The sequence below is a fragment of the Streptomyces sp. NPDC003011 genome, from assembly GCF_053591515.1.
In genome coordinates, this window is sequence record NZ_JBSFTY010000009.1 from 116,930 (window position 1) to 138,281 (window position 21,352).

General features: G+C 72.1%; 27 protein-coding genes. 13 read left to right on the forward strand and 14 right to left on the reverse strand.

From position 1 onward, the window contains the following. Positions 1–208: 208 nt before the first annotated feature. Positions 209–745, forward strand: coding sequence for a DUF7144 family membrane protein (locus tag ACWD0J_RS07235; RefSeq protein WP_451494763.1), 537 nt, complete (start codon positions 209–211; stop codon positions 743–745). Between the two features lie 48 nt (positions 746–793). Here ACWD0J_RS07235 and ACWD0J_RS07240 read toward each other — a convergent pair whose 3' ends face one another. Beyond that, positions 794–1,165 carry a DUF6479 family protein gene (locus ACWD0J_RS07240; RefSeq protein ID WP_451494764.1) on the reverse strand — a complete coding sequence of 124 codons (372 nt, stop codon included), beginning with the start codon at positions 1,163–1,165 and terminating at the stop codon, positions 794–796. A 124-nt stretch (positions 1,166–1,289) separates the two neighbouring features. Continuing rightward, entirely contained in the window at positions 1,290–1,670 is a 381-nt protein-coding gene (locus tag ACWD0J_RS07245; protein WP_451494765.1) for a hypothetical protein, read from the reverse strand. A gap of 226 nt (positions 1,671–1,896) precedes the next feature. Between ACWD0J_RS07245 and ACWD0J_RS07250 the strand changes: the two genes are divergently transcribed. The 4 genes from ACWD0J_RS07250 (at position 1,897) to ACWD0J_RS07265 (ending at position 3,928) form a co-directional block, all read left to right on the forward strand. Continuing rightward, positions 1,897–2,535, forward strand: coding sequence for a hypothetical protein (locus tag ACWD0J_RS07250; RefSeq protein ID WP_451494766.1), 639 nt, complete (start codon positions 1,897–1,899; stop codon positions 2,533–2,535). Between the two features lie 510 nt (positions 2,536–3,045). Next, complete coding sequence (locus ACWD0J_RS07255) at positions 3,046–3,249, forward strand: cold-shock protein (protein WP_010986199.1); 204 nt, start codon at positions 3,046–3,048, stop codon at positions 3,247–3,249. A gap of 105 nt (positions 3,250–3,354) precedes the next feature. Beyond that, positions 3,355–3,504, forward strand: coding sequence for a hypothetical protein (locus tag ACWD0J_RS07260; RefSeq protein WP_451494767.1), 150 nt, complete (start codon positions 3,355–3,357; stop codon positions 3,502–3,504). A 142-nt stretch (positions 3,505–3,646) separates the two neighbouring features. Beyond that, positions 3,647–3,928, forward strand: a complete 282-nt coding sequence (locus ACWD0J_RS07265) for an SCO5918 family protein (protein WP_451494768.1) — start codon at positions 3,647–3,649, stop codon at positions 3,926–3,928. Between the two features lie 149 nt (positions 3,929–4,077). Here the strand turns inward: ACWD0J_RS07265 and ACWD0J_RS07270 are convergent, their stop codons facing one another. Beyond that, on the reverse strand, positions 4,078–4,482 hold the full coding sequence (locus ACWD0J_RS07270) for an STAS domain-containing protein (RefSeq protein WP_451494769.1): 405 nt from the start codon (positions 4,480–4,482) through the stop codon (positions 4,078–4,080). Positions 4,483–4,653: 171 nt separating this feature from the next. Beyond that, positions 4,654–4,836, reverse strand: coding sequence for a hypothetical protein (locus tag ACWD0J_RS07275; protein ID WP_451494770.1), 183 nt, complete (start codon positions 4,834–4,836; stop codon positions 4,654–4,656). A gap of 107 nt (positions 4,837–4,943) precedes the next feature. On the opposite strand from ACWD0J_RS07275, the gene ACWD0J_RS07280 reads away from it, so the two are divergent. From ACWD0J_RS07280 to ACWD0J_RS07300, 5 genes are all read left to right on the forward strand, one after another. Continuing rightward, on the forward strand, positions 4,944–6,104 hold the full coding sequence (locus tag ACWD0J_RS07280; RefSeq protein ID WP_451494771.1) for a sensor histidine kinase: 1,161 nt from the start codon (positions 4,944–4,946) through the stop codon (positions 6,102–6,104). A gap of 281 nt (positions 6,105–6,385) precedes the next feature. After that, complete coding sequence (locus ACWD0J_RS07285; RefSeq protein WP_451494772.1) at positions 6,386–7,477, forward strand: sugar ABC transporter substrate-binding protein; 1,092 nt, start codon at positions 6,386–6,388, stop codon at positions 7,475–7,477. Between the two features lie 9 nt (positions 7,478–7,486). After that, positions 7,487–8,098 (forward strand): phosphoribosylanthranilate isomerase, encoded by a 612-nt coding sequence (locus ACWD0J_RS07290; RefSeq protein WP_451494773.1) that lies wholly within the window; start codon positions 7,487–7,489, stop codon positions 8,096–8,098. Between the two features lie 533 nt (positions 8,099–8,631). Then, positions 8,632–8,754 (forward strand): hypothetical protein, encoded by a 123-nt coding sequence (locus ACWD0J_RS07295; protein WP_451494774.1) that lies wholly within the window; start codon positions 8,632–8,634, stop codon positions 8,752–8,754. A 10-nt stretch (positions 8,755–8,764) separates the two neighbouring features. Beyond that, a complete protein-coding gene (locus ACWD0J_RS07300; RefSeq protein WP_451494775.1) occupies positions 8,765–9,163 on the forward strand; it encodes a DUF5994 family protein in 399 nt (132 codons plus the stop codon). Between the two features lie 78 nt (positions 9,164–9,241). Here the strand turns inward: ACWD0J_RS07300 and ACWD0J_RS07305 are convergent, their stop codons facing one another. The 3 genes from ACWD0J_RS07305 to ACWD0J_RS07315 all read right to left on the reverse strand — a co-directional run bounded on the left by ACWD0J_RS07305 (position 9,242) and on the right by ACWD0J_RS07315 (position 11,256). Then, on the reverse strand, positions 9,242–10,003 hold the full coding sequence (locus tag ACWD0J_RS07305) for a GAF domain-containing protein (protein ID WP_451494776.1): 762 nt from the start codon (positions 10,001–10,003) through the stop codon (positions 9,242–9,244). Beyond that, on the reverse strand, positions 10,000–10,755 hold the full coding sequence (locus tag ACWD0J_RS07310; RefSeq protein ID WP_451494777.1) for an ANTAR domain-containing protein: 756 nt from the start codon (positions 10,753–10,755) through the stop codon (positions 10,000–10,002). The genes ACWD0J_RS07305 and ACWD0J_RS07310 overlap by 4 nt, the downstream gene beginning before the upstream one ends. Before the next feature lie 156 nt (positions 10,756–10,911). Further along, positions 10,912–11,256, reverse strand: a complete 345-nt coding sequence (locus ACWD0J_RS07315; protein ID WP_451494778.1) for a MerR family transcriptional regulator — start codon at positions 11,254–11,256, stop codon at positions 10,912–10,914. Positions 11,257–11,670: 414 nt separating this feature from the next. Between ACWD0J_RS07315 and ACWD0J_RS07320 the strand changes: the two genes are divergently transcribed. After that, positions 11,671–12,045 carry a hypothetical protein gene (locus ACWD0J_RS07320; RefSeq protein ID WP_451494779.1) on the forward strand — a complete coding sequence of 125 codons (375 nt, stop codon included), beginning with the start codon at positions 11,671–11,673 and terminating at the stop codon, positions 12,043–12,045. Between the two features lie 61 nt (positions 12,046–12,106). Here the strand turns inward: ACWD0J_RS07320 and ACWD0J_RS07325 are convergent, their stop codons facing one another. From ACWD0J_RS07325 to ACWD0J_RS07350, 6 genes are all read right to left on the reverse strand, one after another. Further along, positions 12,107–12,421, reverse strand: a complete 315-nt coding sequence (locus ACWD0J_RS07325) for an SCO5918 family protein (RefSeq protein ID WP_451494780.1) — start codon at positions 12,419–12,421, stop codon at positions 12,107–12,109. Positions 12,422–12,469: 48 nt separating this feature from the next. Next, positions 12,470–13,999 carry a DEAD/DEAH box helicase gene (locus tag ACWD0J_RS07330; RefSeq protein WP_451494781.1) on the reverse strand — a complete coding sequence of 510 codons (1,530 nt, stop codon included), beginning with the start codon at positions 13,997–13,999 and terminating at the stop codon, positions 12,470–12,472. A 227-nt stretch (positions 14,000–14,226) separates the two neighbouring features. Further along, the gene (locus ACWD0J_RS07335; protein ID WP_004986771.1) at positions 14,227–14,430 is read right to left on the reverse strand and encodes a cold-shock protein; all 204 of its coding nucleotides are present in this window, start codon (positions 14,428–14,430) and stop codon (positions 14,227–14,229) included. Between the two features lie 314 nt (positions 14,431–14,744). After that, positions 14,745–14,915 carry a hypothetical protein gene (locus tag ACWD0J_RS07340; protein WP_451494782.1) on the reverse strand — a complete coding sequence of 57 codons (171 nt, stop codon included), beginning with the start codon at positions 14,913–14,915 and terminating at the stop codon, positions 14,745–14,747. A gap of 43 nt (positions 14,916–14,958) precedes the next feature. Further along, entirely contained in the window at positions 14,959–15,315 is a 357-nt protein-coding gene (locus ACWD0J_RS07345) for a PRC-barrel domain-containing protein (RefSeq protein ID WP_451494783.1), read from the reverse strand. Between the two features lie 331 nt (positions 15,316–15,646). Next, positions 15,647–18,601, reverse strand: a complete 2,955-nt coding sequence (locus tag ACWD0J_RS07350) for a golvesin C-terminal-like domain-containing protein (RefSeq protein WP_451494784.1) — start codon at positions 18,599–18,601, stop codon at positions 15,647–15,649. Positions 18,602–19,036: 435 nt separating this feature from the next. Here ACWD0J_RS07350 and ACWD0J_RS07355 point away from each other — a divergent pair, with 435 nt between their 5' ends. Together ACWD0J_RS07355 and ACWD0J_RS07360 are read left to right on the forward strand one after the other, a co-directional pair. Further along, complete coding sequence (locus ACWD0J_RS07355) at positions 19,037–19,561, forward strand: signal peptide protein (protein WP_451494785.1); 525 nt, start codon at positions 19,037–19,039, stop codon at positions 19,559–19,561. 228 nt (positions 19,562–19,789) lie between these two features. After that, the gene (locus tag ACWD0J_RS07360; RefSeq protein ID WP_451494786.1) at positions 19,790–20,263 is read left to right on the forward strand and encodes a carboxymuconolactone decarboxylase family protein; all 474 of its coding nucleotides are present in this window, start codon (positions 19,790–19,792) and stop codon (positions 20,261–20,263) included. Between the two features lie 132 nt (positions 20,264–20,395). On the opposite strand, the gene ACWD0J_RS07365 is transcribed toward ACWD0J_RS07360, so the two are convergent. Further along, positions 20,396–20,950, reverse strand: coding sequence for a tellurite resistance TerB family protein (locus ACWD0J_RS07365; protein ID WP_451494787.1), 555 nt, complete (start codon positions 20,948–20,950; stop codon positions 20,396–20,398). Positions 20,951–21,352 lie beyond the last annotated feature (402 nt).

The following is a 21,352-nucleotide window of genomic DNA, read 5'->3' on the forward strand; positions in this document are numbered from 1 at the left end:
CGCGGGTGGCGGTGCGGGGGCGGTGCGGGCTCGTGTCGTGCCGCGCGCAGTTCCCCGTGAAGGTCCGCGCGCGGACGGGCGCATGCCGGACGTCACCCGTCCGGCCCTGTCCCGTGGCGGGGGGCCCGGCACCGCCCGAGGGTCGAAGCACACGACATCGGCGGCCGGCGCAGCGCTCCGGCCGCCCCGGCAGAAACGGGATCCGGCCATGACCCAGCAGCCGCACGCGACACAGCCGCCGACCGGCAGAGGACAGCAGCAGGCGGGCGCGGAGCAGCCACCGCCTGCCTGGGACGACGCCCGCGGGCGGGCGGGGCGGACCGGCCAGGGCGAACGCGGCCACGCGCCGACGCCCACCGAGGCCGGCTGGGCCGCCGGCGGGGTCGTCTTCGCCGGTGTCCTGATGCTGATGAACGGCATCATGGCGATCTTCCAGGGCATCTCCGCGCTGGCGAAGGACGACGTGTGGGCCGGCCTCGGCGACTACGTCTACAAGATCAACCTCACCGGCTGGGGTGTGATCCTGCTCGTCCTGGGCGTGGTGGCCGCGCTCACCGGCGGCGGGATCCTGAAGGGCGCCGCGTGGGCCCGGACGACCGGCATCTTCCTCGCGGCCCTGAGCATGCTCGCCCAGTTCCTGTTCCTGCCGTACGCGCCGGTCTGGTCGACGATCATGATCGCCGTCAGCTTCTTCGTCATCTGGTCCCTGGCGGTGTACCAGCCGGCGCGGCACAAGGGGGCCTGACCGCGACGACCGGCCGGCGGCCGAGGCCCGCGCGGCTCACGGCGGCGCTCACGTGTGGCCGACGCCGCCGCTTCCGAAGGAGCCGCTGGAACCTGGCAGCCAGCGTTTTCGGTTCTGGTCCTTGCCCCGCCTGGTCCCGGCGTGGTGGAGCTGGTACGGCATCAGCCGTTCCCGCTTGTCCACCGGTACCGGGATCTCGTCCGGCTCCCGGATCTCCCGGATCTCGCGGACCGGACCGGACACGGGCAGTCTCGGCTGCTCGTCCGGACGGGGATGCGGCAGTTCCTCGTCCATGACCTTCATGCCCAGTCGCACGGCCCACACGAGTGCGCCGGCGATGACCAGGCCACCGGTGAAGGCGGCGATGACGTTGAACACATCGCCCGCCGAGGCCGCCAGTACAAACGTTGCCGTACTCATAGTTCGATTATGACCGAAAACGGTCATATCGCGTGGTGGGGCCTGCCCCGTGGTCGAGGGCCGCGTTCAGGCAGTCCGGCGCGGCGTGGCGCGGACGTGGTCACGGCGGGCAGAAGGGCCCCGCTCAGCCGGGCTCGTCCGGGTGGGCGCGGGATCCCTGGGAACGGCTGCTGACCAGCCAGGGGGAGAGCTCGGGAGCGTCGTCGGGGAGGTGACGGGTGTCGACCGTCAGGTGCAGCAGGGTGCCGTGGCCGTCCGCACCGGCGGGGTAGCTGCGCGGCTCGTCGCAGTCGAAGGCCTGGCGGAGCAGCAGCGCGACCTTCTGGGCGACGTCGGGGTCGGCCGCGATGATGCGGACCTCGGCGAGCGCGTCCCCCTCGGGCGGGGTCATGTCCGCGGCCAGCTGGGCGTCCGCCTCCGTGCGTACGGGCGTGGAGACGGGAGGGGCCCCTGGCGGTTCCTGCGCGCCGGGGGAGTGGTCGGGCAGCGCGTGCATGTCGGTCACCCATCTCCAGTTCGGCACCATGTCCCGGTTGTCCACCGTACTCCCGGGCGCTCCCGGCGGGCCGCAGGGACCGTACGGGCGCCGGGCCGGGGACGGGCGTGCGGAGTACCGTGAAGGAGCCGAGGGCTCCTCGTGCGCCCCTCCCCGCGGTGCCGTTCTCGGCGCACCACGACGCCGGGCCGGACCCGTCCGGGCCCGGGGCAGGGCTCGCCCGATGACCGTGAACGTGCCCGATGACACACCGTCGCAGCGCAGACGCAGGCAGGGCCCCTCGCCCCTCGCGGGGGAACGCGTCCGCCCACTGACCCGGAGCCAGGTCGAGGACCGATGGCGGCAGCTCGGTGATCTGTGCGAGGAGACCTCCGCGGGCCGGCCGTGGACCTGGGGCCGGTCCCGTACCGACTTCCTCCGGCGGCTCGCCGTCGACGTGCGGCGGCCCGGGTTCGCGCTGCTGATCGCGGAGACCGTCGTCCGCGACGAGACGTCCGTGCTGACGGGGTGCGCCTACGGTTTTCCCGTGGCCGCCGACGGGCCCTGGTGGCGGGGCCTGGACGGCTCTCTCCCGCGGCACCTGACCCGACTGGCCGCGTCCGGGCAGCTCTTCGCCGTCTCCGGCATCCTCGTACCGGCCCGGGTGCGAGCGAAGGACCAGGACCGCGACTGGAACCTGGCCCGGCGGCTGCAGAAGCGGCTGCTCACCGACCACGCCGCCGCGCTCGGCGTCATCCTCGTCGAGCGGGACGACGCCGTGACCGTCGACGCGCTGCGGGCCTGGGGATGGCGGTCCGTCGCCGCCGACCTGCGCGACGACACGCTGCTCGGAATCCCGTCCGGCCCGTGCCGCGCCCTGGTCGTCGCGCCATGAGCGGGCCGTGTCCGTCCGCCGCGTCGTCCGTCGAATATCTGTGTTCACCGCAGCAGGGATTCCACCGGGACGACTGGAGTTCCATGCGGGGAACCAGCCCTCTGTGGGCCCTCGGTGCGGCCGGCCCGATCGCCCCGGCGAGGTCGGACGGCGGCCGCCGCCGGTCCTCGCGCCACCAGGTGCGGCCGGCCGGCCGGGCCCGCGACCGGTCGGCCAGGGCGCGCCGGCCGTGCCCGGCGAGTGAAAACCTGACACCGCCGGAGCAGGATTGCGGACCGCGATGGAAAAGACTTCCTTGACGAATCCCGGCAGGCTTCTTTCTTGCATTTCCCCGTCGGCATTACTCGTCTCTCGCCTCCCATTTGTTTCCGGGAGTCTCGTGCTAAGCTCGATCTCAGTTGCAGTCGTGGTTGCCTTTTTGCTGTCGGTTTTTCCGGGCAGGTGATCATCGCAGCGATGAGTGGGGCCCGCGCAGTGTGGGTCTCCAGCACTGCTTTCAGGAGATATGACATGGCCACCGGTACCGTGAAGTGGTTCAACGCGGAAAAGGGCTTCGGCTTCATCGAGCAGGACGGCGGCGGCGCCGACGTCTTCGCCCACTACTCGAACATCGCCACCCAGGGCTTCCGTGAGCTGCAGGAGGGGCAGAAGGTGACGTTCGACGTCACCCAGGGCCAGAAGGGCCCGCAGGCCGAGAACATCGTTCCCGCCTGATTCTCGCGCTCAGCTCGCGCGCTACGGCAAACGGGGCCCGCACCATGGGTGCGGGCCCCGTTTTGCATCTCGCGTGCTTCCCCGTACGGGAACTGGAGGAGGATCGTGCTCCCCAATTGCTCCGCCCGTGACGCCATGCACGTCCCCGGGCCGCTCACCGACACCGACACCGCCATGCGCGACCGGATGCTGGGCGTGTCCCGCGTGATCGACGTCCGCGGACACGCGCCGGGCGTCCTGAACAACCTCCGCTGACCGGCTCCCGCTGTCCCACAGCACCCTCCGCCGACCTCACGGTATGCGGACCAAGGCCCTGGCCGGGCATCGTTCCCGGCCGGCGCTGACACAATCGGCCCGAAGGCATCCCCCTGCCGTTCCACGACCCTGGTGAGGCACCATGCGCTGCGTGATCGCCCGTTACCCCTTCGACCTGATCAAGTCCGAGGTGGAGACACAGATGGAGGGCATCCGGCCGGAGACCCCCACCGGGGCCTGCGTGGTCATCGGACGCAAGGTGTACCCGGTCAAGCAGGTCGGCGAGATCATCACCCGCCAGGACCGCCGCGACTTCACCGCCTTCGAGGTGACCAGGGCGCTCACCCGCCTCGGCTTCACCTGTCACGAGACGCCCCCCGAGGCCCCCGCCGGCCGTTCGGCGTCCTTCCCGACCCTCGGCTGACCCGGCGGCCTTCGCGCCGTCCCGGACCGGGACGGCCCTCCTTCCTCCCCGCCCTCTCCCGCAGGTCACCTCGCCCGCCCGTCGACCGTCACCGGGTCCGGGCCGGCGGGGACCGAGCGGGAGAGCCGCGCGGTACGGACTGCCGTACGTCACTGGTCCGTCGCGGTGGCGGTACGCGTCGAGGCGGGAACGTCCGCTGCGGCAGGCCGTGCCGCGGTGACGACGCCGTGCCAGGCGTCCCGGGTGCTGGCGTAGGCGGGGAAACGGCCGCTGAGGCCGCCGGCCAGGAAGACCAGGGCGGTCGAGGTGCTGCGGTACACGACCCGGGTCCAGCCGCGGCGCGACCGGCTGTCCGACCACGCCGCGCACAACGGGTCCAGGATGCTGCCGTCCGCGAAGGTCACCTGGGTCAGGTCGACGATGAGGAAGAGCCGCCCGGTCCGCGCACGGGCGGTGTCCAGGGTGTGCGCCAGCGGCGCGAGGGTCGTCAGGTCCAGTTCGCCGTAGGCCCGCACCACACGGCATTCGTCGAACAACTCGGGATGAGGGCACATCCGCCCCAGCTCCTCATGAAGTGTCCCGCTCGTGGTGCGCAGAGCCTCTGTTGCGCGGAACGTGCTGCACGGAGAGGGCCGGGGTCACGGGCGACCGTGCGTCGACACTACGCCTGGACACCGGGGCGAGGTCCGGAGACGGTCCGAACGGTCGAGAGCGGTCAGCGATGGTCAGCAGCCGTCGGCGGTGATCCACGGTGATCCACGGTGGTCCGTGGTGATCGGCGGTGAGCGGCGTCGATCGACGGTGACCGGCGGTCGTCGTGCGGCACCGGCCGGCGTCGTACCGGTGTGCCGGCGGCAGCTGTCGGCGCGGCCGACGACGACGCCGACGAGGAATCCGCGGTCCGCCATGGCGTACTCCGGACGCGCGCGAGATGACGGCCCGGAAGCAGAGGCAGCCACCGGCCTCGGCCGTTCGGCCGATCCCGCGGGCGGCGGCCGCGCCTACCGTGATCCTCATGACATCCGCTTCCGCACGGGGCTGCGCCCGAGGTCTGGCCGTCGGTGCCCTGCTCGCGGCGTCCGCTCTCGACCTGCTGACCGCGCTCGACGCGGACGGCCACGCGTGGCGTCCGGCGGCCGTCCTGGCGGTCGGCGTGGCCGCCGTGCTGTGGCCGCGCGACCGGCGGCCCGAGTGGCTGACGCCGCCCGTGCGGACCGCCGTGCCCGCGGTCCTCTCGCTCCTGTACACGGCGGGCTCGCTGGCGCGGCACCGCGACGCCCCGTTCGGCCCGGCCGAACTCGCCGTCCTGCTGTCCCTGCTGTTCATCGCCGTACGGCACTGCCCGCCGCGCTGGGCCGTGGTGTGCGGCGCCCTCGACGCGGGCGCACTGCTCACCTCACCGGCCCGGTTCCTCGGGACGCCGGCGTGGGACGAGGCGCAGGACTACGTGCTGGTGGGCCTGATCCTGACCGGGATCGTCGCCGGACTGGCGGCCCAGCTGCGCTCGCTGGACTACCGCCGTACCGTCGCCGTCGCCGACACGCGCCGGGAGGAGCGTGTCGCGATCGCCGCCGACCTGCACGACTTCGTCGCCCACCACGTCACCGGCATCCTCGTGCAGACGCAGGTGGCCCGCATGATGGCGACCACCCGGCCCGAGGACCTCGATCCCGTCCTGGCCGGCATCGAACGCGCCGCCACGGAGGCCCTCGCCTCGATGCGCCGCACGGTCGGCGTGCTGCGTGACACCGACACGGAGGCGGCCGGCCGGCGCCCCGCCGGCGACCTGGCCGCCGTGACCGACCTGACCGAGGGGTTCGCCGGCCCGGCCCAAAAGGTCGTCCTGCGCCGCGATCCCGCCGTACCGGACGACCTTCCGCACGAGGTGCAGGCGGCCGCGTTCCGCGTCGTCCAGGAGGCGCTGACCAACGTACGCCGCCACGCGGCCGACGCCACCGAGATCTCCGTGGCGCTCGGGTACGACGGCCGCCGGCTGGAGGTGACGGTGACCGACGACGGCCGCGGCGGCACCCAGCTGCCGCCCGCGGCACACGGCGGCGGGTTCGGCCTCGTCGGCCTGACCGAACGGGTCACCGCGCTGGGCGGCCGGCTGCGCGCCGGACCCCGCGGCGAGGGGCACGGCTGGGAGGTCCGGGCGCTGTTCCCGACGGGCTGACCACCGGCCGGCGCGCCCCGCCGTGCCGCGCCCACAGTTCCGGCACACGAGGTCCACGCTTCCTACGCAGACCGCGCCGCGCGCTCAACTCCCCTGATTTCGAGGGATGTTGGGCCGAACGGCAGGTCTTGTTGCGATCTCGTTAACCCGGGCTCCTTGACGGTACGTACCGCTACCGCGTTGGCTTTCAGCCACCTGGTCGCCAGGTTGCTCTCTCGCCCCGGAAGGCACCTGCTGTGAACGCTCGTCCCCCGCGTAGCCCCGCTGCCCGTCGTCTCACCATGGCCCTGACCGCCTCCGCCTCCGCCCTGCTGCTCGCCGCGTGCGGCATCGTGGACGGCGTCGGCGGGAGCAGCAGCTCCGCGGCCCCGAAGAAGGGCGACGACATCACCGTGGGGCTCCTCCTGCCCGACAAGGAGACGACCCGCTTCGAGAAGTTCGACCACCCCATCATCAAGAAGCGGGTCGCCGCCCTGACCGCCGGCAAGGGCAAGGTCAGCTACGCCAACGCCGAGGCGAGCGCGGCCAGGCAGAGCGCGCAGATGGACGACATGATCACCGACAAGGTGGACGTGATCCTGGTGGACGCGGTGGACGCCAAGGCCATCGCCCCGGCCGTCCGGAAGGCGAAGGACGCCGGCATCCCCGTCATCGCCTACGACCGGCTCGCCCAGGGCCCGATCGACGCCTATGTCTCGCACGACAACGAACTCGTCGGTCAGGTGCAGGGACGCGCCCTCGTCGGTGCCCTCGGCGACAAGGCCGCGACCAGCAAGATCGTCATGATGAACGGCGCGCCCGCCGACCCCAACACCGCCCGCTTCAAGAAGGGCGCGCTCGACGAGCTGGAAGGCCGCGTGGTCATAGCCGAGCAGTACGACACCAAGGACTGGCTGCCCGAGGTCGCCAAGGCCAACATGAAGAAGGCGATCCGGTCCGTCGGGCTCGACGGCATCGCGGCCGTCTACTCCGCGAACGACGGCATGGCGGGCGCCGTCATCGAGGCGCTGGAGGAGGCGGGCGTCACCGAGATCCCGCCGGTGACCGGCCAGGACGCGGACCTGGCGGCCGTCCAGCGGATCGTCTCGGGCGAGCAGTACATGACCGTGTACAAGTCGTTCCTGCTGGAGGCGGGCAACGCCGCGGAGATGGCGGTGGCCAGGGTCCAGGGCCGCCTGATCGAGTTCGAGGCGCTGACCCCCGACACGGTGGACAGCCCGACCCAGCAGGACATCCCGTCGATGCTGGTGCAGGTGGTCGCCGTCACCCAGGACAACATCAAGGAGACGGTGGTCCAGGACGGCGTCTACACCGTGAAGGACATCTGCACCGCCGCGTACGAGGCGGACTGCGCGGCGATCGGACTGGAGTAACCTCCGCCCGTGACCACCTCCCTGTTCGTCAAGATCTGTGGCCTGAGGACCGAGCGGGACGTCGACACGGCCGTCGAGGCGGGCGCCGACGCCATCGGGTTCGTCTTCTCCGAGAGCCCGCGCCGCGTCGACGCCGCCACGGCCGCCCGCCTGTGCCGCCGCGTACCGGAGAACGTCCTGACGGTCGGCGTCTTCCGCGCCGAACCCCTGCACGAGGTGCGCTCCCTGGCCGCCGAGTCGGGCATCCGGGCCGTCCAGCTGCACGGGCCGGAGGACCGCGCCTACTACGACGACCTCGTGTCGGGCGGCTGGACGCTGATCCGCGCCACGGCGTTCGGGGACCCCGTCCCGCACTGCGGTGAGCTGGGCGAGGACATGCTCCTCCTCGACGCTCCCGTCCCGGGCTCCGGCATCGCCTGGGACTGGGCCGGCAAGCCGTCGGCCGCCCCCGGCGAGAAGTGGCTCCTCGCCGGCGGTCTCAGCCCGGACAACGTGCGGGACGCCGTGGAGGCCACCCGCCCCTGGGGCGTCGACGTGTCCAGCGGCGTGGAGCAGAGCCGGGGAGTCAAGGACCCCGCCCTGATCACCGCGTTCGTCAAGGCAGCCCGCGCAGCGCCCTGACGCCGGGCCCTGACGCCGGGCCCGGCCACCGGCCCTGACGACTGGCCCCGGTGGCGGGCCCCGACGACCGGCTCCGACGATCCGACCTGGCCACCGGTCCTTGCCACGGGCCCCGGCGACCGGACTCGACGACCGGCCCAGGCGACGGGCTCCGACGACCGGACCTGACGACCGGTCCCGGCCACCGGCCCGACGAGCAGCCCGGCCACCGGACCTGACGACCGGTCCCGGTGACGGGCCCCGGCCAACGGATCCGGCCACCGGCCCCGGCGACCGGCTCTGGCCACGGGCCCCGGCGACCGGCCCCGGCCACCGGCCCTGACGACCGACCCCGGTCACCGCCCCGGTCACCGCCCCCGTCACCGCCCCGGTCGCCGGGGCGCCGCCGCGGGCTCTGTCGGAACGGCTCGTCCCGGTACGTGGGGGAGTACGGTGGGCACGGACACGCTTCTTCGTGCTCATCCCCACAGGGGCAGCCCGTGACCCCGGCCGCACCTCTCCCAGCGGCCCTCGTCGAGGTCAAGGAGCCCCGGATGGCGACCTGTTCCACCGTCTTCGCGACGGCGGTCCCGTCGCGGGCGCGCCCGCACACCCCACCCGCCGCGCGCGCCGCGGGCCGGGCCGTCCCGATCACCCGCCTCCGGTACGGCAGTTGACAGGAGCCTCATGACCACGGCAGTGCAACCCCCGCTCCCCTCCCACCCCTTGCTCCGGCTGCGCCTGGCCCCGCCCGGTGACGTGCCCCGCTCCATCGACGGGGCGTGGTGGCCGCGCTCGTACGACCTGCTCGCGGAACTCCCGCGCCTGCTGGCCGGGTTGCCGCGCGCGTGGGGCCGGATCACCAGCGTCACGGTCAACGGGGAGAAGTGGCCCGAGACGCCCGGCCGGATGCTCATCCACAACGAGGTCGTACGTCTGCACAGGGCCGCGGCGGCAGCCGCCCCGCACACCATCGTCCTGCTCGCCCCCGGCCGCGGCCGGTGGGACCTGCTGGTCGTGCCCCCGGACACGACCGAGAAGGCGGCGGAACCCCTCATGGCGGCCGTGGTGCACGATCCCGCCTGAGCGTGGCTCCTGGCCGTGAGCCCGGGCGCACCGGGCACCAGCGCCCCGCTGTCCGGCACCACCGGCGGGGACCGGCGATCAGACGCGGTTCTCCTCGCTCCCTTCCGGTGCCGGGATGGTCGCGGTGTCGAACTCGCCCGCGATGATCCGCAGGGCGAGCTCCGACAGGCGCATCCGGCGGGCGCGCGCGTACGAGCGGAACGCGGCGAAGGCGTCGTCCACGGAGGTGTTCCAGCGCTCCGCCAGGACGCCCTTGACCTGCTCGATCAGGACGCGGCTGGTCAGCGCGTTCTCCAGCTGGCTGTTCTCCAGGTGCGACTGTTCCAGCGTGCGCTGCTGGAGGATCGCGATCGTGGCGACGTCCGCGAGTGCCTGGGCGAGCGCGATGTCCTCGTCACCGAGGCGGTGCGCGGTGCTCTGGAAGAGGTTGAGGGCGCCGACGACCCGGTTGCGCAGCCGAAGCGGTATGGCGTGCGTGGCCACGTACCCCGTCTCCCGGGCGCGCGTGGCGAAGCGCAGCCAGCCCGCGGTCACCTCCGTACGGGTCAGGTCGATGTTCGTACGGGCGGCGCCGGTGCGGTAGCACTCGACGCACGGGCCCTGGTCGTGCTGGAGCGCGAACAGCTCCAGCAGGCGGGTGTGTTCGTCCGAGGCGGCGATGATCTGGAGCTCGCCGTGCGCGTCCGCGAGCAGGATCCCGGCCGCCGACACGTCGAGCAGCTCCACGCAGCGTGTGGACAGCCGGTGCAGCAGGTCGATGACGTCGAAATCCTCGACGAGGGAGTCCGCCACCTCCACGAAGACCTCGGCCAGACGTTGTTCCCGGGCCATGCCCATCATCCCTTTCCACCGTCGGGCGAGTAAGGCCCGCTCACATCGTCGTCGAAGCCGTCGCCGAAACGGAGTCTGCGGGCCACCACGTCCTGCGCGACCTCACCGAGCGCGCGGTCGCTGCCGTAGGCGTGGGCCCGCAGCCGCAGCAGGGCCACTTCCATGGACACACCGAGCTGGACGCTGACCATCCCGGTGGCCTGGTGCACGGCCGCGCGGTGCAACCCGGTCGGCTGCTCCAGGGGCAGGCCGAGCAGGGGGGCGCCGTCGTCCTCGGTCCGCGGTCCGGACCGGTCGCCGTTCAGCAACGCCCCGGTCAGCGCGGCCGCCAGGGCGGTGGCGTCGGCGTACTGCTGCTCACTCAGCCGCCGCTCCCGGTCGCACAGCACGGTCATGACGCCGATCCGGATGGCTCCGATGCCCAACGGGAAACAGCACACCCCCTGGACGCCCATGTCCAGCGCGGCCGGCAGCAGCGTCGGCCACCGCTCCGGGCGGACCCGGTCCAGGTCCGGTTCCACGACGGGCATTCCGGTGCCGAGGGCGTCCGGCCCCGGGCCCTCGCCCAGCGTGAACTGGAGTTCCTCGAACCGAGCGCTCAGCTCGGGGTGGCACCACAGGGGCTCGGCCGTCCCGGCGGCCACGAGCAGCGACAGCGCGAATCCCTCGGCGTGCAGGGCCCGCGCGCACGCCTTCGCCGGATCACCGGCCCTCTGAGGGCGCAGCGATCGCAGGACGTCGGCCATGCCGTCGCTGATCACTGTGCTCCGTTCCGCCGTTGCCGGGGCTTCGGGGCCGTCCGGGTGAGGCATCACCCGGGTGTGTCGTAGCCTACGCGGCCCGGTTCACCGCCGCTCGACCGTTGCTCGACCGCCGTGCGGCGGTCGGCTCCGGCGGGCCGGGTGGCGGACGCGGGCTCAGGCGGAGGACGGGGAGCCGGACGCCTGCTGCGCGGCCCGGCGGTACTCGGCGTTGATGCGCTGGGCCTCCTCCAGCTGGTCCTCGAGGATGACGATGCGGCAGGCCGCCTCGATCGGCGTGCCCTTGTCGACGAGCTCGCGGGCGCGCGCGGCGATCCGGAGCTGGTAGCGGGAGTACCGGCGGTGTCCGCCCTCCGAACGCAGCGGAGTGATCAGACGGGCCTCGCCGATGGCCCGCAGGAAGCCGGGCGTGGTGCCGAGCAACTCGGCGGCCCGGCCCATCGTGTACGCGGGATAGTCGTCGTCGTCCAGACGATCGCTGAGCGGAGTATCTGCTGTCATGTCACCTCGTTGAGCAACGCGTCGAGGGGCCCTGACGCCGTACGGCACCAGGGCCCCGAAGGAAATTGAACACCATCTGTCGGCCCTACTGCTGTGCCGACCTTCTGTTTCCGCAACCCGGCCCGGGGGAGGAGCGGGTGTGCGGGGATCGCGGCTGCGTGACCGGGGACCACCTTCCAATCCGGGGCCTTGCGGTACCCGGCCGCATACTCGGGCCGGGCGATCCTGATGGCGTCTGCTCCTTCCGTCTTCCCTCTGTCTTCGTTGACCTTGCCTACGCCAGAAACCATACCCATGCCGGGAGGCAATGTCTACCCTGACAAGAGTAGATTTCACCGCTTCGGAGGAGCAGGAATCCTGGTCCCTCGATCAGGGCGGGCTCAGACGCGTGGCCGCCGCATAGAATCGGCTCTCATGCCGAACCCCGACGAGCTGCTCGTCGCTCTCTCCGCCATGGTGGAGACCGAACAGAGCAATCAGATGTCGCTGACCGTGGTCGTCGCAGGCGCCGTCATCACCGGACGACTCGCCCCCGAAGCCGTGTGGAGGGAGCGGGTGTCCGAGGTGCTGAAGGACTCGGACCGTCTCGGTCCGTTCTCCGACGTCTTCACCGACGGCCGGGCCGAGCACCGGCCCGAACCCGGTGAGGTGCCCACGCATCTGCACTTCCATATGGCCCGGATCCTGCAAGGCACCACCGGGATCCCCGAGACCGGCGGCATGTACCGTGTCGCGATCAACGAGGTCAGCGCCTGGACCGTGGGCGACTTCAGCTACTCCGACCAGTGAAACGCCGGAAGGGCCCTGCCGACGCGTGTCGGCAGGGCCCTTCCGGCTGTTTTGGTGTCGGTTACACGGTCTCGGGAACCGGGCTGCCCAGCAGCGCCGAGGCGGACTGCAGGGGAGTCAGCGCACGCACCGGCACGTCCTGGTGGGCCTCGTGGCAGGTGAAGCCGAGACGGGCCATGGCCCGCGTGACCTCGCCGCTGGTGAAGTCACGGGGGTCCTGCCGGGTGAGGACCCGGCCCACCTGCTTCACGGGGTAGCGGCGGCGGCCGATGGTCACGGAGTCACCCGTGACGAGCTCGGGCTTGACGCCCTTCATCGAGGCCAGCACTCCGGCCTTGGTGAGTTCGAACGGGTACCGGGCGATGACGCAGCGCATGGTGCCTCACAGGGAGAGAGGGAAGCGGACTGAAGGGGCACTGCCCTCTTAGGCGGCCGAACCGAAGGCGGACCTGCGGCGGGGGGTGCTGCGGCGTCCGGAGGCGGAGGCCTCGCCCGTGGGCCGGCCCTGGGTGCGGCGGCGGCCCCGGGACGAGGACGAGGAGGACGAGGAGGACGCGCTGCGGCGCGGACGCTCCACGACCGGTACGGAGATGACGACCGGGACGCCCGAGGGGGCCTGGGCACCGGTGATGCGGGTCAGCTCCGCCTCGCCCGAGCGGACCTGCGTGGTCTGCGCGGTGACACCGGCGGACACCATCAGCCGGCTCATGTCGCGGCGCTGCTCGGGGGTCACCAGGGTGACGACGGTGCCGGACTCACCGGCGCGGGCGGTACGGCCGCCCCGGTGCAGGTAGTCCTTGGGGTCGGTCGGCGGGTCCACGTTGACGACCAGGTCGAGGTTGTCGACGTGGATGCCGCGGGCCGCGACGTTCGTCGCGACCAGCACGGTCACGTGCCCGTCCTTGAACTGGGTCAGCGTCCGGGTGCGCTGCGGCTGGGACTTGCCGCCGTGCAGGCCGGCGGCGCGGACGCCGTTGCTCAGCAGGTGCTTGGTCAGCCGGTCCACCGCGTGCTTGGTGTCCAGGAACATGATCACCCGGCCGTCGCGGGCGGCGATCTCGGTGGTCGTGCGCTGCTTGTCCGTGCTCAGCACGTGCAGGACGTGGTGCTCCATCGTGGTGACCGCGCCCGCGGACGGGTCGACGGAGTGCACGACCGGGTCGGTCAGGTAGCGGCGGACCAGCAGGTCCACGTTGCGGTCCAGGGTGGCGGAGAAGAGCATCCGCTGGCCTCCGGTCCGCACCTGGTCGAGAAGGGCGGTGACCTGCGGCATGAAGCCCATGTCGGCCATCTGGTCGGCCTCGTCGAGGACCGTGATGGCGACCTCGTCCAGCCGGCAGTCGCCCCGGTCGATGAGGTCCTTGAGGCGTCCCGGCGTGGCGACGACGACCTCGGCCCCGGCGCGCAGCGCACCGGCCTGGCGGCCGAGCGACATGCCGCCGACCACGGTGGCCATGCGCAGGCCGACGGAGCGGGCGTACGGGGTGAGCGCGTCGGTGACCTGCTGGGCCAGCTCGCGGGTGGGGACGAGGACCAGCGCCAGCGGCTGTCGCGCCTCGGCGCGCTTGCCCGCCGTACGGGCCAGCAGGGCGAGGCCGAAGGCGAGGGTCTTGCCCGAGCCGGTGCGGCCACGGCCCAGTACGTCACGCCCGGCGAGGGAGTTCGGCAGGGTCGCCGCCTGGATCGGGAACGGCACGGTCACGCCCTCGTGGCCGAGCGCGCCCAGCAGGCGCTCCGGCATGTCGAGTTCGGCGAACGCCTCGACGGCGGGCAGCGCGGGGGTGACGGTCTTCGGCAGGGCGAACTCGCCCTGGAGTCCGGCCGGCCGGCCGCCGCCCTGGCCCTTGGAGCGGCGCGGGGCGCCGGAGTAACGGCTGCCGCCACCGCTGCTCGCGGAGCTGGGCGCTCCGGTGCGCTTGCGGGTGTATCGATCGTTCGAGCGTGCGCGGTTCATGCGGAACCTTCCTTGATATGGCACGTATCAAGGAATTCCCGCGGTGAATGAACGGCGCAGAGAATCGCAAGAACGAGCCGGGGCCCTGGCGTGTCAGACGCCGCGAGCGGTGAATATGGGGTGAAGAATTCCCCGGATATGTGCGGGGCTTTTCTGAAATGCAGCGAGCTGGGGCCCGCACCCCAAGGTGCGGGCCCCAGCTGCGAAGTGAACGTCAGTGGCCGTGACTAGGCGGGAACGATGTTCTCGGCCGTCGGGCCCTTCTGGCCCTGCGCGATGTCGAAGCTCACCTTCTGGCCTTCCAGCAGTTCGCGGAAGCCCTGGGCGGCGATGTTCGAGTAGTGGGCGAAGACGTCAGCGCCGCCGCCGTCCTGCTCGATGAAGCCGAAGCCCTTTTCCGCGTTGAACCACTTCACGGTGCCAGTAGCCATGTCAATCTCCTTCGGGACGGTGTTCGGAAGTCCGCACTGTGCGAACCCCGGTCGCCGTGATGATCAGCCCGTCGGAAAAAACCTTCTGGCCACCACAACTGCAACTGAGATCGACAGTAGCATGGCGTGATCGGCCGTGCAGGGACCGCAATTTCGATCCGGCCGCCCGTCCGGGGAATACTCATCGCGCGTCGCGTCGAATTCTCACTTCATGGCCACAGATATTGCTCCGCGCGCGGAGCAGCGTCCGGACCGGGTCTGTCCGGCTTCCGTGCCCCGCCCGGCTTCCACCGGCCCGGGGGCCGTCGCCGGCGTCAGCGCACGGGCCGCCGCCGCAGGCGCCGGATCCCACGGGTCGTGATGAAGGCCACATCGGCGACGAACAGCACGATGCCGATGACCAGGAGATACCCGAGGCCCTCCACGGCCACCCCGACGATGCCCAGGGCGACGGCCACGAGGACGAGCAGCAGGAAGACCACCATCGGCCCGGACACCTTCCAGTAGGGCGCAGTGCGGAGTGCGGGGTCAGCGGCGCGCCAGTTGACGCTCGCCGTTGGCCCCCGGCCGGTACGTCATGCCGTAGTGCTGGAAGATCGACTCCTCCTGTTCGGCGGGCAGGACGTCGTCCGTACCGATCGAAGGAGCCTTGCGTACCTCTGCCTTGGCGTACGGGACCCGTACATAGCCGGGCCCGAGGACGGCCTCGTCGAGCGGGACGAAGACCAGCCGCTGGCGGGTGGGCAGCCCGGTGCGGACCGTGGCCACGGCGGGTTCGTCCGTCGTCGTGTCCACGTAGACCGCTTCGAGCGTGCCGATCTTGTGGCCCTTGGGGTCGACCACGTCGTGGTCGCGCCACTCGCGGATGTCGGCTGAACGGATCATGCCTGCTCCCTGTCTGGCGGCCCACCAGTCATCGTAGGACCGCGGGGCCCTTCCGGCACCGGGGATGGCCAGGTGACATCGGGAAGCGCGCCGTCGTGACAGGGCCGGCCGCGCCGCCGTGGCCGACGAGGCCCGGGCAGGTGTGCCCGGCCGGGCGGTTCTGTCAGGAGACGGTGGTCCTGGCGGTGCCCGCGCACGGGCCGTCGACGGCGGTGATGTCGACGGCGGTGATGAGGTGCCGGGTGGGCGGCCTCGGCGGACGCCGGACCGTCAGCTGCGCTCGCCCCCGGACAAGGGCGGGAGCCTGTCCGGGGGCGAGCGGGGAGAGACGCTACGGGGCGGGGGACGGGGACGGGGTGACCGCGTCCGAGGGCTTGCCCGGCAGGGGCTCGAAGGCCAGGGCGTCCCAGGCGATCGAGTCGTCGCCGGTGCCGTCCGCGGTGTCCGAGCTCAGCGAGACGCTCGGGATGCCCTGGAACGCGTATGAGCCGAGCGCGACCCAGGCGTTCTCGCCGCCGGTGTCCTGGGAGATCGTCGTCTCCACCACGGTGCCGTCACCGAGGTCCACGCGGTAGGTGGCCTGGCCGGTGGTGGCCTCGTGGTCGGGCAGGTGGACCATGACCCGTGCCCAGCCCCTGATCGACCGGTCCGGCGTCCAGGTGCCGGTGACGACCGAGTCGGTGAAGCTCGGCACCCGGGTGTGGGTGAACCAGAAGTGACCGCCGAAGCCCGCACCGAGCTGATGGAAGTCGATCTTCGACGGGTAGACGGTCGCGCCGTTCTGCTGCGCGGAGCCGAAGGTGAACGACAGCGTGCCCCGGCTGGTCCAGTCCTTCCCGGCGCAGGGGTGGGTGGCGCCGACCCGGAACTTCACCGTGTTCGGTACGTCGTCCACGATCAGCGCGTCGGCCGGCAGCGAGGAGACGCAGGACGCCGGACGTGTCGTGGTCACCGCCGGCTCGGGGTCGGCCGCCTGGTGGGCCAGCGCCTCCGTGCCGCAGGTCGCGGCACAGTCCGTCCACGTCACCGGTTCGTGCCACCAGCACCTGAAGTCGTCACGCTGACAAGGGCCTTCGGGCTGGCTCGACCCTTCCACCTTGCGGGGCCGGGAGGTGTCGCACTCGTTGACGGCGGGATCGCAGAAGGCGTCGTGCGGCGGCTGCGCGTCCGGCGCGCCGCCGGCCGGCCAGCTGCCGACGGTGAACGCCGGACCGGACGCGCCGGTCGCCGGGTCGGTCTTCCGCTGGGAGTACGCCGCCCAGCCGAGGACCCGCTCCGGGTACGTCCACTGGTTGGGGACGCGGGCGTCGTCGGGGCCGGACGCGAGGAACATCCCCCGGTCCGCCGGGTAGAGGCCGTTGGCCGGGTTGTTGAACCAGCCCAGGCCCCAGGGCGCGGCGGTGTCCGACGGGTCCGGCTCGTTGAAGCCGCTGTTGTACGCCCACAGCGCGAACCACCAGTTCTCCAGGTACTGGGGGTCACCGCCGTTGGCGAGGATGCCGTGCCCGTACAGCTGGTTCCACTTGTCCTGGAGGATCCGCGCACTGGCCGCGATGTTGGCCGCGTAGTCCACGGCGAGCGCCTTCTGCTGCGTGTCGGTGTAGGTGCCGGTGTCCGAGCGGGCCATTCCGCTGGTCACCTGGCCGATGCCGTAACCGCAGTCGGCGGCGGACCAGTCGACGGTGTGGACGCTGCCGCCGTTGCCGTAGTAGCCGCCCTGGACGAAGTTGCCGCTCTCCCCGGCGACCGCGCGGGAACTGGCCTGCGACAGGTTGGACTCCTGGGCGAGCACGCCCAGCAGGATCTGCGCGGGCATCCGGCCGCCGCCCTTGAGCGCGACGGGCGGGAACAGCCCCTGCGGGGTGTACGAGGCGAGGTCGGTGCCGTTCCATCCGGTGCGGCGGCGGACGTCGAGGCGGCCCTGCACGGCGAGGTCCGTCGCCCACTCGACCATGGCGGGGGACGGCTGGAGCGCCTGGAGTCCGGGGTCGTTGCGGGTGACGGCGCAGGTGCGGTCCGGGTCGGTGGTGGTGTGCTCCGGGCCGTCGTCGACGCTGTTCAGCCGCATGCCGGCCGACGGCGCGCCGCCGCCGGTGCGGGCGGACAGGGCGGGGGACTGCTCGGCGCCCTGCCCCCGGCGCGGCGTCCTGGGGTTCACCCGGAAGGCGAAGTCCGCGCCGGTGCCGGGTGCCACGGCGTGGATGCGGACCGGTTCGGTGGCGGTGCCGGTGTCGGCGCCGGAGGACGGGACCACCTCGACGGTCTGCTCACCGGCCGCCCGGGAGCCGTCGCCGACGCTGGTCAGGGCGAGAGCACCGGTGGTGGAGACCTCGGACGAGGCCGGGACGTCGAGCGCCGCCCAGCTCTTCGGCAGCGCTGAGTCCGGCAGTCGGCCCGGCGCGTCCTCGCCGGTCACGAAGACCCGGCCGCCGGTGCCGCGCACCGCCAGCGCACCGAGGGCGCCGGAGCCGAGCAGCCGGTCGGAGCCGTCCTGCGTGACCCGGCGGACCTGGACCTTCGCGGCGTCCGGGACCTGGTACGCGAGGCCGCCGTCGGCGTCCGGCACCAGCCGGAACGGCGTTCCCACGGGCCGGGCCAGGGTACGGAGGCGGCCCTCGCGGTCCACCGCGACCACCGTGTCACCGGTGGCCGCCGCGATGCCGGAGCCGAACGGCACGGCGGAGGTCAGCTGGCCCGGGACGGTCTGCTGCCGCGTCAGCTTCCCCTCCCGCGCGTCGACGGTCAGCAGCTGGGTGTCCTCGCCCTGCGGCCGGGACAGCACGGCCTGTTCGCCGTCGCCGCAGCCGGGGTTGAAGTAGGCGAGGGACACCAGCTGCGGGAGTTTGGTCACCGTGCCGTGTGCCAGGTCGACCACGGCCGCGAAGCCGCCCTGCTGGAAGCCCTGTTGGTCGTTGACCGTCTGCCGGGGCGCGTAGACCACCACGGCCCGTTCGCCGGACGCCGTCACACAGCTCTGGCCGATCCACTGGTCGGTGTCGAAGCCCGGCTCGGAGAGCGTGGCCGCGGTGCGCCAGGCGTAGGCGTGCGCGGCGTCGGCGACCAGGACGTGCAGTCCGGTGCTGTCCCCGTCGTAGGTGACCATCCGGTCGTCGGACTGCCGCCAGCCGGCGGGCAGTCGGGAGGTGTCGGTGACCCGGTCCGGTGCGGGTGCGGCGACGGGGGACGGGTCGGTCAGCGCCGCCGTCGCCAGCGGGGCGATGAGCGCCAGGGCCAGCACGGATATCGCGCCGGCCGCGGCTATGCGGCCACGCCGGCTCTTGGGCACCCGCCAACGGTGCCTTCCTCCTGGGGTGTTACGAGAAGCGCGCACGGCATTCCGTCCACATTCATGTGAAGGTCTGGTACCGGCTTCGATGGTTCCCCCGCGCCGGTCGAGCGGAAGCTATCAGTCCGCTATGACGGCAATAGGTGCCCGAGGAGTCCTACTGGGGGGTATCCACGAAATATCCACGAGGGGTGAAATGGAATTCTGAGACGGTGTGACGGCAATAGCGTTGTACGCCTCGGTCATTCGGTCCGGCGGCCGTGAGCGGCACGGTGCCCGGCCCGGTCGTCCGGCCGGTCCGGCGGGTGCCGGCCGCCGCCTGTGATGCGCCGCGTCGCCGGGGGAATTACTTCTGGCCGCCGGTCCGACGGGGCGGCCCGTTTCGCACCCGGTCCCACCGGATCCCACCCGAGCGAACCCCAAGGAGCAGCGAACGTGTCGTTGAAGAACAGTCGCCTCAGGATTGCTTTCCTGGCCCTCACCGTGACAATGGCCGGACTGGCCATGGCGGGACCCGCCGCGGCGGCCACCGAGCGGACCTCCACCGCGTCGTCCATCGCGGCGTCCACCGCACCGGACGCCCCAACGCCCGCCCTCCCGACCGGATTCGTGGACCTGCCCGCGACCCCCCTGTCGGCCGACAGCGGGAAGCAGGAGATCACGGTCACCTACCGCAACGAGTCCTCGGCGGAGAAGACGGTCGCCCCGCAACTCCTGGTGGAGTCACCGGACGCGGGACCGTTCCTGAGCCCGTCGGACATCAAGGTCGAGCGGCGCACCGCGGGCGGCTGCTGGACGGCCGTACCGACCGGCAGCCAGACCGGCACCCTGTTCACCGACCTCACCGCCGCCCTGCGCACACTGCACGGCGGCGAGACCCTCACCGAGCGCTACCGCGTCACCGCCGTCAGCCCCGACGCCAAGGGCACGGTCCACCCGAGGGTGGCGCTCTACGGCTGAGCCGGAGCGGGGCGGCTCGGGAGCGGGTTCCCGGCCGGCGTGCGGTCAGGCTCGCCGGGTCATGAGGCGTCAGGCGTGCTCAGCGCGAGGGGATTGCCGCTGCCGCGGCCTGAACGCCCGTGACGGGCGCACCCGGCAGGGAGACGCATGTCACGTCCGGGTCTGTCACACCGGGCGGGGACGCCTCGTCAATGAGGTGTAACCACCCGAACGACACAGGAGTTCGTCATGGACGCTCGTCTCGACCTCTTCGGCAATCCGGTCGCGGCCCAGTTGCTGAAACACTTCAACTCGGCGGGCAAGGTGATCTCCGACTCGGCGCTGCCGGCCGCCACGCAGGAGCTCGTGAAGATCCGCGCCAGTCAGATCAACGGCTGCGGTTTCTGCACCGACATGCACACCAAGGACGCCGTGCACGCCGGGGAGACCCCCACCCGGCTCCACCTGGTCGCGGCCTGGCGGGAGGCCACGGTGTTCACCGAGGCCGAGCGCGCCGCCCTGGAGCTGACCGAGCAGGGCACCCGGATCGCCGACGCGGCCGGCGGTGTCACCGACGAGGCCTGGGCGAACGCCGCCCAGCACTACGACGAGGACCAGCTCACGGCTCTGGTGTCCCTCATCGCCCTCATCAACGCGTACAACCGCGTGAACGTCCTGGTCCGGCAGCCCGCAGGCGACTACCAGCCGGGCCAGTTCGGGTGACCCGGACCGCCGGGGCGCCTGGACACCCCGGGCGCCGGGAGGGCGAAAAATGCCCGGCCGGCGCCCGGGTCCGGGACGGGCGGGGAGTGCCGTGCTCGTCCCGGTCCCGGCCCCCGGCGGTGTGCCGCGTCGTCAGAGGCCGAACTCCTGGGCCGACAGGCCCAGTACGGAGCAGGCCTCACGCAGGATCTGCTCCTCGGCCGGCGCGATGTATCCGTCCGCGCCCGCGACCACGAAGCCGGTCTGTACGACCGCTCTGGCCTCCGTCGGCTTCTTCGCGGCCTTGGCGATCTCCTGCAGCGCCTCGGCCTTGCCCTGCTGGAAGTTGAACGCCAACTGGTCGACGTGCTTGTTGAAGCGCTGGCGCAGCTGGTCGGGCGGGAAGTTCTGCAGGACGTCGTTGTGCAGCATCAAGGACTCCACGTGCTGCCGCTCGGCCGGGTCGACCTGGCCGTCCGCGGCGGCGACCAGCGCGCACATGGCCATGCTCGCGTCCCGGTAGGAGCCGCTCTTCAGCTCCGACTTGAGGGAGGTGAGCTGGGACTTCAGCGTGCTCACCAGCTGGGCCCGCGATCCCCCGCCGGATCCCGCACCCGGCCGCGCGTGCCCGCCGGCGCCGGCGCCCCGCGTCCCCTGCGCCTGTTGCAGACCCTTGGCCTGGTCCTTGATCCGATCCCACATCGCCATCCGTGCCACCTCGGCTTCAGCCCATGTATCCGGTTGTCCGCGTGCGTTCCGCGTCTTTCTGTCAACTCCTCGCGTTCCTGTGAAGTTCCACGGCCGGGGTCCCCCGGACGGGTGCCGGGCACCGACCCTGTCGAACGCATCGAACACGCCACGGGCGGCCTGAAAGTGGCGCGATCGGTTGTTGCGGCTTTGTTTCCCGGGGCGCAGCCTGACCGTTGCGGGAGCGCTCCCACACGATGCCGGCACCACAACGCCGGGCATCACGACCCCGGGCATCACAACCCCGGCATCACAAACGCCGGGCACCACAAACGCCGGGCATCAACCCCGGGCCCCACAACCCCACACCGTGACACCTCGCGGTCCCCACCCCACATCCCCCCACTTCGAAAGAGGGAGATC